Raw genomic sequence first — 14,093 nt, 5'->3', positions numbered from 1 at the left:
CAGACAGTCACGCAGCCAGTCACCCGCCCGGTTACCGCGCTGCGACTATGCTGGCAAGAAGATCGAGAACATGCCCGCCGAACGCAACCGTTGGTATGGGGCACGCGGAATCAGGAGGAATCATGGCCCAACGCACACTCGTGGTATATCCGATCAAAGACGCGGTCGCCCAAGCCGGGGCGCAACGTCTGCTGCTTACTATCGCCGACCTGCTCGGCGAACGGCTCGCCGGCGGCAAGACCCGCGCCCGCGTGGACGTGGCGCTCACCGGCGGTTCGGACACCATCAAAGCGTTGGAATACATGGCGTCCAACCCGTTGACCGACACCATCGACTGGACGCGCGTGCACCTGTGGTGGGCGGACGAACGATTCGTCGCCGCCGATGACGACGACCGCAACGCGCTGCAGGCCCGCCGCATGCTGCTCGACCGGCTGGTCGCCGAAGGGCGGCTCCCCGAGTCCAACATCCACGAGATGGCTGCGGATACCCGAAATGCTGCGGATATCGCGGCCGCCGACGACGCGACAACCGATGCGCTGCTCGATGAGGCGGCGCACGCGTACGAGCGAGAACTGGTCCGTGAGCTGGGTGCCGTGCCGGTGATGGATATCGCCGTGATGGGTATGGGCCCGGATGGCCATTACGCGTCGCTGTTCCCGGGGCATGCCGAGGTGTCCGTCACCGACCGGCTGGTCGTCGGCGTGAACCACTCCCCCAAGATGCCGCCGCTGCGTCTGAGCATGACCGCGCCGCTGCTCGCACAAACACGACGCATGTGGTTCCTGACCGCCGGCGCCGGAAAGGCCGACGCGCTGGCCCACGTATTCGCCACGCGCAACGACCCGGCATGGCCGTCATCCTTCGCGGACGCCACCGGCGAGCTCGTCTGGTTCACCACCCCTGACGCCGCCGCGCAGCTGTGAAGCGTCCGATGCGCGTGCAACAGGCAAACTCCCCGTCTGCCCCTGCGCACGAAAGCAGGCTGTGGGATACCCCGGGGTACGTGCCGTGGTTCGCGGCGGACACTGCAACGGCAGTCGGCGTTGCCTTGCGGTATCTGGCGGTCTCCCTGATCGGCTACAAGCTCACTGGATCGACCACGGCCGCAGGTTGGTTGGGCTCGCTGGCCGCAATCGCGCAGCAGGTGACCGCCGTGTTCGGAGGCACATTCGCCGACCGGCACGACCGCAAGACACTGATCATCGTGAACGCGACGGCGGGTGTCATCTGCTGGGGGTCGGTCGCCGCGCTCCTCATGGCCGGCAAGCTGGTCTTCCCCGTATTGCTCGCTATCGCGGTGTTCGAGTCCGCGGTCAACGGGTTTCTCGGCCCCGCCTCGGATGCAATGCTGAAATCCATCGTTGGCATTCGCTCATATCCGAAAGCACGCAGTCTCAACGAAGGCCGTGACGCGACCATCAATATGGCCGGTAGCCCAGTCGGCGGACTGTTGTATGGCATCGCCCCATGGCTGCCGTTCCTGTCGGCTGCGGTCATGTATCTGCTGGCAGGCGTGGCTGCGACACGCATCCGGGTCGGCGGGAATCCGCGGAACGGTAGCGATAGCGGCAGCGGCAATAGCGACGATGACAGCGAAAATGCAGGCGGCACATCGTTCTTCCGTGATTTCGCCGAAGGATGGTCGTGGTCGCTGCATCGCAGGATGCTGGTGCTGACAATGGTGTCGTCCGCACTGGCAAATTTCGGGGTCAATGGCTTTCAGTATGCGATTCAGCTGCATCTGATGCGCACCGATGTGAACGCGACGCTCATCGGTTTCGTGAATACTGGCGTATTCATCGCGATGCTGGCTGGAGCGTTCATCGCTGGGCGGATCAGCGATACCGCACCGGTCGGGCCGGTGACATGCTGCGGATTCGTGTTCATCTGCATCGCCTCACTGCCGATGCTGCTGACCGACAACTACTGGGTACTGCTTATCGCCAACGCCGTGATGTGCCTGCCGTTCCCGATCATCAACGCGTTGCAACTCGGGTTCATCTTCGGCAAGACGCCAGACACGATGCAGGGGCGGATTACCGTGACGCTTACCGTGCCGGCCCAAGCACTGTCCGCGTTCTGCTCGGCGACGGCCGGGAGCCTGCTGCCCGCGCTCGGATTCGGCGGGACGATGCTGGTGTTCTGGGCGGTGATGCTCGTCAGCATGCTGCTAATCGTCAGTTCGCGCAGCCTGCGCACCATTCCACGCGCCGACCAGTGGGATCGCACACCGCTGGAGTAGCCGCGGAGGGCCGCACAACACACCGGACTATGCGCCGCCGCACATTGTCTTCTGCACATGTTCCCTATTCCGCAAACTGGCCACGCTTGCAGGCCGCGCGCGAATCACTCGCATCTCTATACATCGCATCTCTGCCCCGCAATCCTCGCGCCTTTCTCCGCGCCCTCGCTTCGCAATCCTCACTTCGCCACTCCCCGCGCCCTCGCTCCGCAATCCTCACGCCTTTCCTACACCCTCACTTCGCAACCCCTGCGCCCCTTCTTGCATTCCTTACGCAATCCTCATCTCCTTTCCTTTGCGAACCGCCGTATCATCAGCCCCTCATATCCCCCCTCTCACAAACTGGCTACGCTGAGTGGGAGATGAGCGTAACCAGTTTGTGAGGAATCTCAAAATCTCGATTCAGACGGCTCGATTTACGAGTTATTGAGACTTCAGTCTGAAAATCTCGACGGGAAAGGCAGATTCCGAGAGAAATTGAGAGATCGGGATGGCCACCGGTTCGACCGGTTTCACAAGAACCGCGGAATTCCAACGATTTTGGGACAGTCGATCGAGACGGCATGAGCACGGAATCTCAAAAACTCAGTCAGATGGCGATTGCTGCGAGATTTTTAGATTTTTCTCTATAAATCTCGCAGCAAGGTGGCGTAATTGAAAGATTTTAGGATTATCGAGATTGGCTGCTGGGTATCGAGCGTCCCAGTAACTGAACGGGATATGGCCGGGCGAATATGACCAAAACCGATGTGGGAGTTCTGTTACGAATCGCCACGAGGACAGCAAACTCCCGGATATCCGCGGGAGTTTAGAGCGGAAGGATAAATCCGGCGGAGTTCTCCCAACAACGGCTTCGAGGCCGATTTTTGACAATCGCGGAATTCCAACGTTCCTGTTGGGAGATTGTCCGTGAGAGTGCCGGATTTTCATGAACTCCCACAGTCGATGCGGGAGATTAGCGACGAATTCCGGAAATCTGCGTAAACTCCCGCGGATTTTGGGAGATTACAGCCCGGCGAGGCCTATCGGCATGAACTCCCGGATTGGCCACCGTTCAGCAGACGGAAACGACCATAACATCGCAGCCGCCAGCATCTCGGCCACCCGACTACACAAACTGGTTACGCTGAGAGGCCGGTGAGCGTAGCTAGTTTGTGGGGGACCAACAGTCCCAATCCAAAACAACGCATGAGGATTAGACGCCATCCCCACAGAGATCCGGTTACACAAACTGGTTACGCTGAGGGATTCGTCAGCGTAACCAGTTTGGAAAAGCAGTGAGCCTCTTGGTCCTGTAGGGCGCGATACGGCGTAACTACCACGCGCGCACCACAGACGAAGCCTAGGCGCGGCTCACCTGGCCGGTCCGCTGGGACACGACCACGAAGCCGCACCCACCAGTCCGACCACTTGGCCGGTCCACCAAGCCAGGCCACTTGGCCGGACTGCGGGACGAAATCACGCAGTGATTTCAGGACGGCCGGGTTCGCCTTCGGCCCTGCAATTATTGACCGGCCTACGGCCGGGCCCAATATTTACTGCGACGCGCACTACCGCGCGCCGCAGCCGAGCCTTGCGACAGCCCCACTGGGGCTGTCGCAGGCGTCGTGAAATCACGCGGTGATTTCACGACGCCCCGGCTCGGCCCACAACGTGTGGAAGGCGCCGGGCTGGTCGATGCGGCCGTAAGTGTGGGCGCCGAAGTAGTCGCGCTGGCCCTGGATCAGGGCGGCGGGCAAGCGGTCGGAGCGCAGGCCGTCGTAGTAGGACAGCGAGCTGGCGAACGCCGGGGTCGGCATGCCGTTCAGCGCGGCCTGGGCGACCACGCGACGCCAGGAATCCTGCGCCTTGGCGATCGCATCCTTGAAATACGAGGCGAACAGCAGCGACACGTTCGCTTCGCCGGATTCGAAGGCCTCGGCCACGCGGTTCAGGAACTGTGCACGGATGATGCAGCCGCCACGCCAGATGCGCGCCACCGCAGCAAGATCGATATTCCAGCCGTACTCCTTGGCACCGGCCTGGATCTCATCGAAGCCCTGCGCGTAGGCGACGATCTTCGAGGCGTACAGCGCGTGGCGGATATCCTCGATGAACGCGGCACGCTCAGCCGGCGCAACATCAAGCTTCTGCTCCGGGCCAGCGAGGTGCTGCTTCTGCGCTTCGGCACGCTGCTCGGTCATGCCGGACAGCCCGCGCGCGAACACCGCTTCGGCGATACCGGTCACCGGGATCGCCAGCGACAGCGCGGTCTGCACGGTCCACGTGCCGGTGCCCTTCATGCCTGCACGGTCTACGATCACATCCACCAGCGCCTTGCCGGTCTTCGCGTCCACCTGGTGCAGCACTTCGGCGGTGATCTCGATCAGATACGAATTCAGTTCGGTCTTGTTCCACTCCTCGAACACGTCACCGATCTCGGCGGCGTCCATGCCGAGCCCGCGGTGCATGAGATCGTAGCTTTCCGCAATGAGCTGCATATCCGCGTATTCGATGCCGTTGTGGACCATCTTGACGAAGTGGCCGGCACCGTTCTCGCCAATATGCGTGACGCACGGCTCACCTTCGGCGACCGCCGCGATCGACTTGAGGATCGGGCCGAGGGTCTTCCAGGATTCCTCGGTGCCGCCGGGCATGAGGGACGGGCCGTTGAGCGCGCCTTCCTCGCCGCCGGACACGCCGCAGCCGACGAAGTGCAGGCCACGCGCGCGGATGTCCTTCTCACGGCGGATGGTGTCCTCGAAGTAGGAGTTGCCGCCGTCGACGATGATGTCGCCCGGCTCCATGGCGTCGGCGAGCTCGTTGATCACCGCGTCGGTCGGGCCACCGGCCTTGACCATGATGATCGCGGTGCGCGGGCGCTTGAGCGAAGCGACGAATTCCTCGACGGTTTTCGCGGGCACGAACTTGCCTTCGTTGCCATGCTCGTTGATGAGCTTTTCCGTGCGCCCGTAATGCCGGTTGTACACGGCGACGGTGTTCCCGTGATGCGCCAGGTTGCGGGCGAGGTTGGAGCCCATTGCCGCCAGTCCGACGACGCCGATGTTTGCTGTAGCTTCTACGGCCATTACGTTACCTTTCCCAAGTCCAATGACAGGTTCGACGACACGTTCATACGCGTTCATTCGCAGGCGCGGCTGTTCGCCGCGTATATCAGCTGTCAGTCTATCGCGAGCCTTGGGCGGAATGCCCGTTGCATTCCACGAATACGCCCTGAGCAGTACCGCGGATTGCTCCGACGACGGCGAAAACGAGATGCGCCCGCGATACCCGCACTCGCACACGTGGACATGTCAAGTCAGAATCACGGATTTGTCGGATACCTCACATTTCGATTGTCGGTTGGCATCGCCGCCGCCCAGAACGCGCACACCCCGGAATCGTTCTCCCGACTATGATGGACAGCTTCCGGAAATCACTAGATATAGTGGCGACACGCTCGACACGCTACTAGTGATGGTGGTTTTTTGTTCCAGCCCGGTCGTGTAGCGTAACAGTTCCGACACCGCCACGACAGCTTCCGTCATGACGCTTTCGACCAAGGAGGACAGTTGACCATCACCGTGTTCACCAAACCGCAATGCCAGCAGTGCGAGGCAACCAAACGCCGCCTGCGCGACCGCGGGATCACCTTCGAAACCGTCGACTTGAGCGAGAACCCCGCAACGCTGACGCAGCTGGTCCAGGCCGGATACCGCCAAGCGCCCGTTGTGATTACGCCGGATGCCGCATGGTCGGGATACCGGCCGGACCTCATCGACCAACTCGCCGGAGCGCTCGCGACCGCAGACACGACAACAGACACGACCGCGAACGCGAACGCAGACACGCAGTCCACCCCGGCGACCGACGGGAACCGGGCATGACCGACGCAACCGCATGCATGAGGGGCGACTTGGGTTCCAGCGTCGCGGCACCCGACAGCCCGGCAACCGGCTCCCCAGAACCCGGCTCCCCGGATTTCAACGTCCCGACACCCAACGTCCCTGCGTCCGACACACAAAACCCCGGCACGCCAAGCCCCAGCGCACCTGAATCCGCCGCCACCGCCACCCATATCGGCGCAGTCGTGTATTTCTCCTCCGCATCGGAGAACACCGCGAGATTCATCGCGAATTGCCGTCTGCCCGAAGTCGGGCTCAACGTGTATCGCATCCCGCTGCGCCCGAAGGACGCCCCGCTGGTTGTCAACGAACCATTCGTGATCGTCGTGCCGACGTATGGCGGCGGCGACATCTCGAAAGCCCTGCCGCCACAGGTCCGCCGTTTTCTCAACGACCGCGGCAACCGCAGCCTGCTGCGCGGAGTCATCGCGTCCGGCAACACGAATTTCGGCGACGCGTTCTGCGCGGCGGGCGACGTAATCGCCGCGAAATGCCACGTGCCGTTCCTGTATTCCTTCGAACTGACCGGCACGCCCGAGGACATGCGCAAGGTCCGCGAAGGGCTGCGCGGCTTCTTCCTGCGGCTCGCGGCGTCGGAAAACGCTTGAGGCCCATACCAGCACACCTCACTCACAATCACCACACCAACCAGAAAGGCCAACCATGACCGCAACCGCCACATCGCCCCAATTCACCATCCCGCAGGCGGCGCCCGACTATCACGCCCTCAACGCGATGCTCAACCTGTACGACGATAACGGCCGCATCCGCTTCGATGCCGACCATCAGGCCGTCGACGCGTATATGCACGACCAGGTCGAGCCGCGCACCATGCGGTTCGCCTCCACCCGCGAGCGCCTCACCTACCTGCTGAATCAAGGCTATTACGACCGTCGCGTCTATGACCAGTATTCGGACGATTTTCTGGACAGCTTCTACGACCATCTAGAACATCAGGGATTCACGTTCGAGACCTTCCTCGGCGCGTTCAAGTTCTACGCATCCTACGCGCTCAAAACCTTCGACGGCTCGCAGTATCTGGAGGATTTCCCGCAACGTTGCGCCGCCGTCGCGCTGGAGCTTGCGGACGGTGACGAGCAGCGCGCGAGCGAATATGCGGACGCCATCATTTCCGGCCGCTACCAGCCCGCCACGCCGACCTTCCTGAACCTTGGCAAGGCGCAGCGTGGCGAGGCGGTGAGCTGCTTCCTGCTGCGCATCGAGGACAATATGGAGTCGATTTCGCGCGGTATCAACGCGGCGTTGCAACTGTCCAAGCGCGGCGGCGGTGTAGCGCTCCTGCTGACGAACCTGCGCGAGGCGGGCGCCCCGATCAAGCGCATCGAACACCAGTCAAGCGGCGTGGTCCCGGTCATGAAACTGCTCGAGGATTCGTTCAGCTACGCGAACCAGCTGGGGGCGCGCCAAGGCGCCGGCGCGGTATACCTCAACGCGCATCACCCTGATATCATGCGCTTCCTCGACACGAAACGCGAGAACGCGGACGAGAAAATCCGCATCAAATCGCTGGCCCTCGGCGTGGTGATCCCGGACATCACCTTCGAGCTGGCCAAGCGCCGCGAGCGTATGGCCCTGTTCAGCCCGTACGATGTGGAGCGCGTCTACGGCGTGCCCTTCGCCGATATTTCGGTCACGGAGCACTATGACGAGATGCTTGCGGATGACCGCATCCGCAAGACGTATATCGACGCGCGCGAATTCTTCATGACGCTCGCCGAATTGCAGTTCGAATCCGGCTACCCGTACATGCTGTTCGAGGACACCGTGAACCGCGCGAACCCGCTCAAGGGCCGTGTGACCATGAGCAACCTATGCTCCGAAATCCTGCAGGTGCAGGAGCCGAGCACCTACCGCGAGGACCTCGGCTACGAGCATGTGGGCCGTGATATTTCCTGCAATCTGGGCTCGCTCAATATCGCGAAGGCGATGGACGGGGGTCTTGCGCAGAGTGTCGAAACCGCTGTCCGCGCGCTTACCTCGGTCAGCGACCATACGCGGCTGGATTGCGTGCCGTCCATCCGGCGCGGCAACGAGGAAAGCCACGCGATCGGCCTGGGGCAGATGAACCTGCACGGCTTCCTCGGCCGCGAAGGCCTGCGGTACGGCAGTGATGAAGCGCTTGATTTCACGGATATGTATTTCATGACGGTCGCCTACCACGCGTACCGCACCTCGCATGCGATCGCCGTCGAGCGCGGTACCCATTTCGCCGGGTTCGACGACAGCGCGTACGCCAAACCGACCGGCGAAGGCAACTATTTCGACAAGTACGTCGATGGCACATATCACACCGAACCGCGGACCGACACCGTACGCGACCTGTTCGCCCGCTTCGGCGTGGTCATCCCCTCGGCCGACGATTGGCGCGAGTTGCAGGCCCAAGTGCTGCGCGACGGCATCTACAACGCCTACTTGCAGGCCGTGCCGCCGACCGGGTCGATTTCGTACATCAACCATTCTACGAGTTCGATCCACCCGATCGCCGCGCGCATCGAAATCCGCAAGGAAGGCAAAACCGGCCGCGTGTACTACCCGGCGCCATACATGACCAACGAGAATCTCGGCATGTTCGAGGACGCGTACACCATCGGCTGGAAGGCGATCATCGACACCTACGCCGAAGCCACGAAGCACGTGGACCAGGGGCTGTCGCTCACGCTGTTCTTCCCTGACACCGCCACGACCCGAGACCTCAACAAGGCGCAGATTTACGCGTGGCGCAAGGGCATCAAGACACTGTATTACATCCGCATCCGCCAGCAGGCGCTCGAAGGCACCGATGTCGAGGGCTGCGTCAGCTGCATGCTGTGAGCGGCGTCATTCCGCCAATCCCTGTCCCATGAACCAATGAACCATTGAACCGACCGAAGGAACATCATGACCGCTACGACCCCGACCCCCACCACACCCCGCACCGTCCGCATCGCCGATGACGCGATGATGACCGCGTCCATCACTCCGGCGCAATACCGGTACCATCACGGTTCACGCGTGCGACCCATCAACTGGAACCGCATCACGGACGACAAGGACCTCGAGGTGTGGAACCGTCTCGTCGCCAACTTCTGGCTGCCCGAGAAAGTACCGCTGTCCAACGATGTACCCGACTGGCGGGCGCTCAGCGAGCGCGAACGCACCACCACCGTACGCGTGTTCACGGGTCTCACACTGCTCGATACCACGCAGGCCACCATCGGTGAAATCTGCCAGATCGAGCATGCGCGCACCGAACACGAGCAGGCCGTGTACACGAATATCGCGTTCATGCAGTCCATTCACGCGCGTTCGTATTCGTCGATCTTCTCCACGCTGTGCTCCAGCGAGCAGATCGATGAGGCGTACCGTTGGGCCGTGGGCAACGACATCCTGCAGGAGCGCGTCGACACCGTGCTCGAGCAGTATGAGAGCGACGACCCGCTCAAACGCAAGGTCGCCGCCACACTGCTGTCGTCGCTGCTGCTGTACGCGGGCTTCTATCTGCCGCTGTATTTCGCGGCCCGCGGCACCATGATGAACACCGCTGATATGATTCGTCTCATCCTTCGAGACAAGGCGATCCACGGATATTATTCGGGCTACAAGTTCCAGCGCGGCCTTGAAACCCGCAGCGTCGAAGACCAACGGATGCTGCACGACTTCACCATGGATCTGCTCGACCGCCTCTACGAGCTGGAAATCGAGTATTCCAAGGACGTGTACGCGGGCTTCGACTTCCTGCCCGACGTGCTCGCGTTCGTGCGATACAACGCGAACAAGGCGCTCATGAACCTCGGCTACCCCACGCGCTTCACCGCCGAGGAAACCCAGGTGAGCCCGGAAATCCTAGCCGCGCTGTCGCCTTCGGCGAACGAGAACCACGATTTCTTCTCCGGCTCAGGCTCGTCCTACGTGATGGGCAAGGCCGAGGAGACCGACGACGACGATTGGGATTTCTAGGGGCTGGAGGCTTCCGGCTCGGATTGCCTCCAGCCGGGAATCGCACGGCGGTGTGCCCAAGGCGGCAGGGCCCCTGGCGCGCCGCCGGCACGTCACTACCTGATGCAAGCGCCGTCACTTGCCGTACAGATGATAGTGCAGCTCGATGTCACAGCTGGTGATGACACCATACGGCTTCAAATACTTCCCATGCGATGGACCGTCCCCGGGCTCATAGTAGCCGCCTTCGGTATCCCCTACAGAGGCGGGGACGCGATCGGGGGTATTCTCCTTGGTCAGCTGACCGGTCGCCGAATCATAGAGGAAGTACACGTCAAGATTGTTCCTGTTCGTGCCATAGATCCGATACGTCAAGCCGTTCGTCGCCCCGAAAGCACTACCGCCGCCCTTTATCGGCCTTCCCTTCTTGTCCAGGAAGGTGGTGTCTGATGTAAAGCACAACGCCACATCGGGCGACAACGATATCTGGGCATCATCTATCGGCTTGTTGCTGGTGTCGCCCCAAGTGAAGCTCTTCAACGTATAGATGAGATTGGGATCGCCCGCCTTACGCGCCTGCCGTTCGAAACTCGCCGGCAGCCTGCCTCCCATGTCGACGCTCGCCGTCTCTATGGTGAGCTGCGCGTTCTTCACATCCGACTGGGCGGCAGCATTCCACGCTGTCCTGCGCGCGTTCAGATAAATCGGCACGGCGATACTCGCCAGGATGCCCATAATCAGGATGACCACCAGCAGCTCGATGAGCGTGAAACCAAGCTCGCGACGCACACGGCTGCAGGCGTGCCGCCGGCTCGCGTATATACCACGCATGACGCACCATCCTTCTTCGCCGCGGAACCGCCTCACTGCGATTCACGTACCATCCGACGCCACAAAAACGTCTACTGAAGGTATGGGGCTGACACTCTCGCTTCCATCAACGTCTTTGTCGCTTCATGCACTTTTCCATTATATCGTCACGACCGCGGCATCGCGCGGGATACGCCGCCCGGCACCGGTGTAGAACGGTTGATGATTTTCAGTGTGTCGTATGGCATCGCGAACGTCACGCCATACGACCGGACTTCGACGGGTCGATGGTCATGGTCTGGAACCGGTGCTGCATATACGCGTCATCGAAATGCTCGGCGAAGAACCGCGTGACCGGGGCATCCTGCGGCATGCCGGAAACGCGGCTATACCAGCAGTCCAGCGCCATCAGCGTCATGACGATATCAACCAGCATCAGCGCCGCGCACACCGCGGTCAGCGAATACCGGACCTGCCAGGGGATCCGGTTGATGAGCCGCAGCAGATGCGGCAGCACGAACTTGATCCACGCAAGCCCCAGCAGCCCCCAGAACACCATGTACTTGCCCGATGTACGACCGCCGATCGACAGCCACTGGCCGGTGTAGTCCCATGCGGTAATGCCGAACGCCGCCTCCATGAACCAGCTGACGAAGAACTCGAACGCGCCGCCGATCACCGCGCTCGCGAAGAAGATCAGCACCGGGTTCTTGCACCACAGGCGGTTCAGGCACACCGTCAAAATCACCGCGCCGCAGCCGTAAATCGGCGAGAACGGCCCCCACAGCAGCCCCGCACGGTCCTGGTATTCATGTACGAGCACGAAATGGTAGATGGTCTCGATGATCAGCCCCACAACGCAACCGACAACGAACAGCCAGAAAATATTGAAGAAATCAAGAGAGATATACCCCTTGCCGCTCCGGTCACGGCCGAGCATGTCCTCGCGGACGGCCTCATCATACGCATCATGCTCGTCCATGCGCCTGAGATGCCATTGCAGCTGGCGTTCCTGGAGCAACGCCGGATCAAGCGTCACCGACAAGGCGATCAGAATGGTCATCTGCACGAACGGCCCGAGCAGATTCTGGCCGAAACCTTCCAATGCAAGCGACAGCATGCCATGCGCGAGGGTGAGCGGCATCAGCGCGTACGCCCAGCGGGCGGCATGCCGGCGGTGGCTGCGCAACAGTTGCACGCCGAACACCACCATACATGCGGCGTTGGCGATCAGCACCACCACTTCGACGCAGGAGAGGATGAACGGCAGGGCGAGCGCATCGATGGTGACTTTGCCGTCAAGGACTTGGCGGATCTCGTAGGTGAGTTCGTAGATGATCAGCGGGATGGTGCACACACCGAGCAGCATGATCAAGCCGCCGTAGAGGCGGGTGATGAAGGGCAGGGTCCGGCGGGCGTCATCGCAATCGGCGAGCTGTGCCGCCGACTCGTCCTCGGCAAGCTGCTCGCCGATCGCCGCACGTGTCGCGTCATCCATGGTCAGCCCGGCCACCGCCAAGGCGTCAGCCGTAACACCTGCCGCGGTATCTGCAGCAGCGCTAGCCTCGATGCCAGCCGGGGTATTTGATATGTCAGGCTTGTGCGGCGTACCCATCTCTTGCGTCATTCGGCCTCCCGCTGTTACGTCTCGTTTGCGCGTCACGCGAGGCATTCGACATGCCGCCACGCACCTCCACCGTATCATCCGGCATCGTTTTCAGGATTTACCCAAGTATCCGACAGACAGTTATGTGGATTTTCTAGGTGGCCCATACGTCGTTTTGCAGGGCTCGCAAGGGTTCATGCGGTTATCTTGAACCAACATCTACCGCAAGCCGGCACGCCGGCACCAACGGAAAACGGCACGATGAAGGGAGCCATGACATGAGCGCAACAGACAGCGAAAACACCGCCGCGGCCACAACAACCACCGGGAACCGCACCGACACCGCGAACACCGCATCGGGTACGGGTGCAAGCGCAGCGGCATCCACCCTACAACGCACGGGCGGCGACAACAATACCGCGGACAAGACCGGGAAAGCCGCAGCTACCGCCGACGGACGCACCAGCGAGGCCACCGGCACCTCGGCCACAGCCGCGTCCGAACCACACGAGGTCGACGGCGTCAGCTGGAACTGGGCGGCGACCCACCGCGGCGAATCCGGCACAGGTGCGGCATCCGAGGCACGGCAGGCACCGGAGGGACAGCCGCATCGCACCACGCCCGCCGCACAACCCAGAGCTACGACACCGACGACACAGCCAGGCCCCGCACCCACCGCGCAGCCTGGAACGATGGGCGGCAACCCCTACGGGTACGCCGCACCGGGAACATACCCGCAATCCCCATACCAACCCCCATACGCCGCGCCGGGAGCATACCCGGCACCGGCAGTTGCCCAGAAGAAACCGAAGAAACCATCCAAGGTCAAGGCCTTCTTCGCCAGCCTCAACACCGGCACCATCGTGTGCGCGGCCATCGCCGCCCTGGTCTGCGGGTTGCTCGGCGGCATCGCAGGCGGGTATATCGTGCGCGCCACCACGCCCAGCCGACAGCAGCAGAGCGTGCAACCGTACGGGTACGGACGCATGATGCCCGGCAGCTCGAGCGGCAACGGGTCGGGGTCGAGCGGATCCGGGTCTGGCTCGGAGAGCGGATCCAGCTCGTCCAGCAACGGCTACGATCTGAGCGACATGTTCAGCGACTCCGACAGCATGTGATTCCCGTGCGGGGTGCCGCATAGGATTGCGCACGGCCCGGGCACAGCCCGCCGAATCATCCATGACCATGATCCATGACCATGATGGGCCGGCGTCCATTGCACGATGATGGACGCCGGCCCAGCGCGTTCTCATCCCATGCGCACTCCGGTCCAGCACATGCAATCCCGGATTACCCACGAAACACGGTCCAGCACGATTCCCGACCGACCCGCTTCCCCTCTTCTCCTGATCTGCTTCTCCCGATTTGTGCCCGCTTCATCGCATATCCCTTCAGTATCCTTTCCATACTGTGCAGATACCCCGTCGAAATTCCAACCACGGAGGGGGCGACCGTGCCGGCGGGCGGATGACGGGGCCCACCCGCTTCACAAACCGCATGATTCCAACAATCAGCACCACCCGCGCTCACCTTGCCCGACCACATTCCCATGGTTTCCGCTCCACACCATGCGAACCACCGCCCGAAACCCCAGCCGCGGAGGCGACCGGGT

10 protein-coding genes are annotated in these 14,093 nt (G+C 62.0%); 7 read left to right on the top strand and 3 right to left on the bottom strand.

Going from position 1 to position 14,093, the window contains the following annotated elements:
- The first annotated feature begins 122 nt into the window (after nucleotides 1-122).
- Both pgl and WD012_RS03955 read left to right on the top strand, forming a co-directional pair.
- Nucleotides 123-926: a 6-phosphogluconolactonase gene (gene pgl, locus WD012_RS03960; RefSeq protein ID WP_339562476.1), complete on the top strand. Its 804-nt coding sequence runs from the start codon at nucleotides 123-125 to the stop codon at nucleotides 924-926.
- 8 nt (nucleotides 927-934) lie between these two features.
- Nucleotides 935-2,245: an MFS transporter gene (locus tag WD012_RS03955; protein WP_339562475.1), complete on the top strand. Its 1,311-nt coding sequence runs from the start codon at nucleotides 935-937 to the stop codon at nucleotides 2,243-2,245.
- 1,613 nt (nucleotides 2,246-3,858) lie between these two features.
- Here the strand turns inward: WD012_RS03955 and gndA are convergent.
- Nucleotides 3,859-5,313 carry an NADP-dependent phosphogluconate dehydrogenase gene (gene gndA / locus WD012_RS03950; RefSeq protein WP_339562474.1) on the bottom strand — a complete coding sequence of 485 codons (1,455 nt, stop codon included), beginning with the start codon at nucleotides 5,311-5,313 and terminating at the stop codon, nucleotides 3,859-3,861.
- Between the two features lie 483 nt (nucleotides 5,314-5,796).
- Here gndA and WD012_RS03945 point away from each other — a divergent pair, with 483 nt between their 5' ends.
- From WD012_RS03945 to nrdF, 4 genes are all read left to right on the top strand, one after another.
- Complete coding sequence (locus WD012_RS03945) at nucleotides 5,797-6,111, top strand: glutaredoxin domain-containing protein (protein WP_339562473.1); 315 nt, start codon at nucleotides 5,797-5,799, stop codon at nucleotides 6,109-6,111.
- 17 nt (nucleotides 6,112-6,128) lie between these two features.
- Entirely contained in the window at nucleotides 6,129-6,737 is a 609-nt protein-coding gene (nrdI, locus tag WD012_RS03940) for a class Ib ribonucleoside-diphosphate reductase assembly flavoprotein NrdI (protein WP_422614359.1), read from the top strand.
- Nucleotides 6,738-6,792: 55 nt separating this feature from the next.
- Nucleotides 6,793-8,961, top strand: a complete 2,169-nt coding sequence (nrdE, locus tag WD012_RS03935) for a class 1b ribonucleoside-diphosphate reductase subunit alpha (RefSeq protein WP_339562472.1) — start codon at nucleotides 6,793-6,795, stop codon at nucleotides 8,959-8,961.
- A gap of 126 nt (nucleotides 8,962-9,087) precedes the next feature.
- On the top strand, nucleotides 9,088-10,086 hold the full coding sequence (gene nrdF / locus WD012_RS03930) for a class 1b ribonucleoside-diphosphate reductase subunit beta (RefSeq protein ID WP_422614358.1): 999 nt from the start codon (nucleotides 9,088-9,090) through the stop codon (nucleotides 10,084-10,086).
- Nucleotides 10,087-10,200: 114 nt separating this feature from the next.
- On the opposite strand, the gene WD012_RS03925 is transcribed toward nrdF, so the two are convergent.
- Nucleotides 10,201-10,896 (bottom strand): type II secretion system protein, encoded by a 696-nt coding sequence (locus WD012_RS03925; protein ID WP_339562471.1) that lies wholly within the window; start codon nucleotides 10,894-10,896, stop codon nucleotides 10,201-10,203.
- Nucleotides 10,897-11,131: 235 nt separating this feature from the next.
- Nucleotides 11,132-12,373 (bottom strand): putative ABC transporter permease, encoded by a 1,242-nt coding sequence (locus WD012_RS03920; protein ID WP_339562613.1) that lies wholly within the window; start codon nucleotides 12,371-12,373, stop codon nucleotides 11,132-11,134.
- 386 nt (nucleotides 12,374-12,759) lie between these two features.
- Here WD012_RS03920 and WD012_RS03915 point away from each other — a divergent pair, with 386 nt between their 5' ends.
- Nucleotides 12,760-13,599: a hypothetical protein gene (locus WD012_RS03915; protein WP_339562470.1), complete on the top strand. Its 840-nt coding sequence runs from the start codon at nucleotides 12,760-12,762 to the stop codon at nucleotides 13,597-13,599.
- Nucleotides 13,600-14,093: the final 494 nt, after the last annotated feature.

The organism is Bifidobacterium thermophilum (assembly GCF_037482445.1).
Lineage (GTDB): Bacteria > Actinomycetota > Actinomycetes > Actinomycetales > Bifidobacteriaceae > Bifidobacterium > Bifidobacterium thermophilum_B.
This window is presented reverse-complemented; position numbering and strand designations above follow the sequence as displayed.

Coding starts and splice junctions, on each gene's coding strand:
- pgl (WP_339562476.1), top strand. CDS start 123: ATGGCCCAACGCACACTCGTGGTATATCCGATCAAAGACGCGGTCGCC.
- WD012_RS03955 (WP_339562475.1), top strand. CDS start 935: ATGCGCGTGCAACAGGCAAACTCCCCGTCTGCCCCTGCGCACGAAAGC.
- gndA (WP_339562474.1), bottom strand. CDS start 5,313: ATGGCCGTAGAAGCTACAGCAAACATCGGCGTCGTCGGACTGGCGGCA.
- nrdI (WP_422614359.1), top strand. CDS start 6,129: ATGAGGGGCGACTTGGGTTCCAGCGTCGCGGCACCCGACAGCCCGGCA.
- nrdE (WP_339562472.1), top strand. CDS start 6,793: ATGACCGCAACCGCCACATCGCCCCAATTCACCATCCCGCAGGCGGCG.
- nrdF (WP_422614358.1), top strand. CDS start 9,088: ATGATGACCGCGTCCATCACTCCGGCGCAATACCGGTACCATCACGGT.
- WD012_RS03925 (WP_339562471.1), bottom strand. CDS start 10,896: ATGCGTGGTATATACGCGAGCCGGCGGCACGCCTGCAGCCGTGTGCGT.
- WD012_RS03920 (WP_339562613.1), bottom strand. CDS start 12,373: ATGGATGACGCGACACGTGCGGCGATCGGCGAGCAGCTTGCCGAGGAC.
- WD012_RS03915 (WP_339562470.1), top strand. CDS start 12,760: ATGAGCGCAACAGACAGCGAAAACACCGCCGCGGCCACAACAACCACC.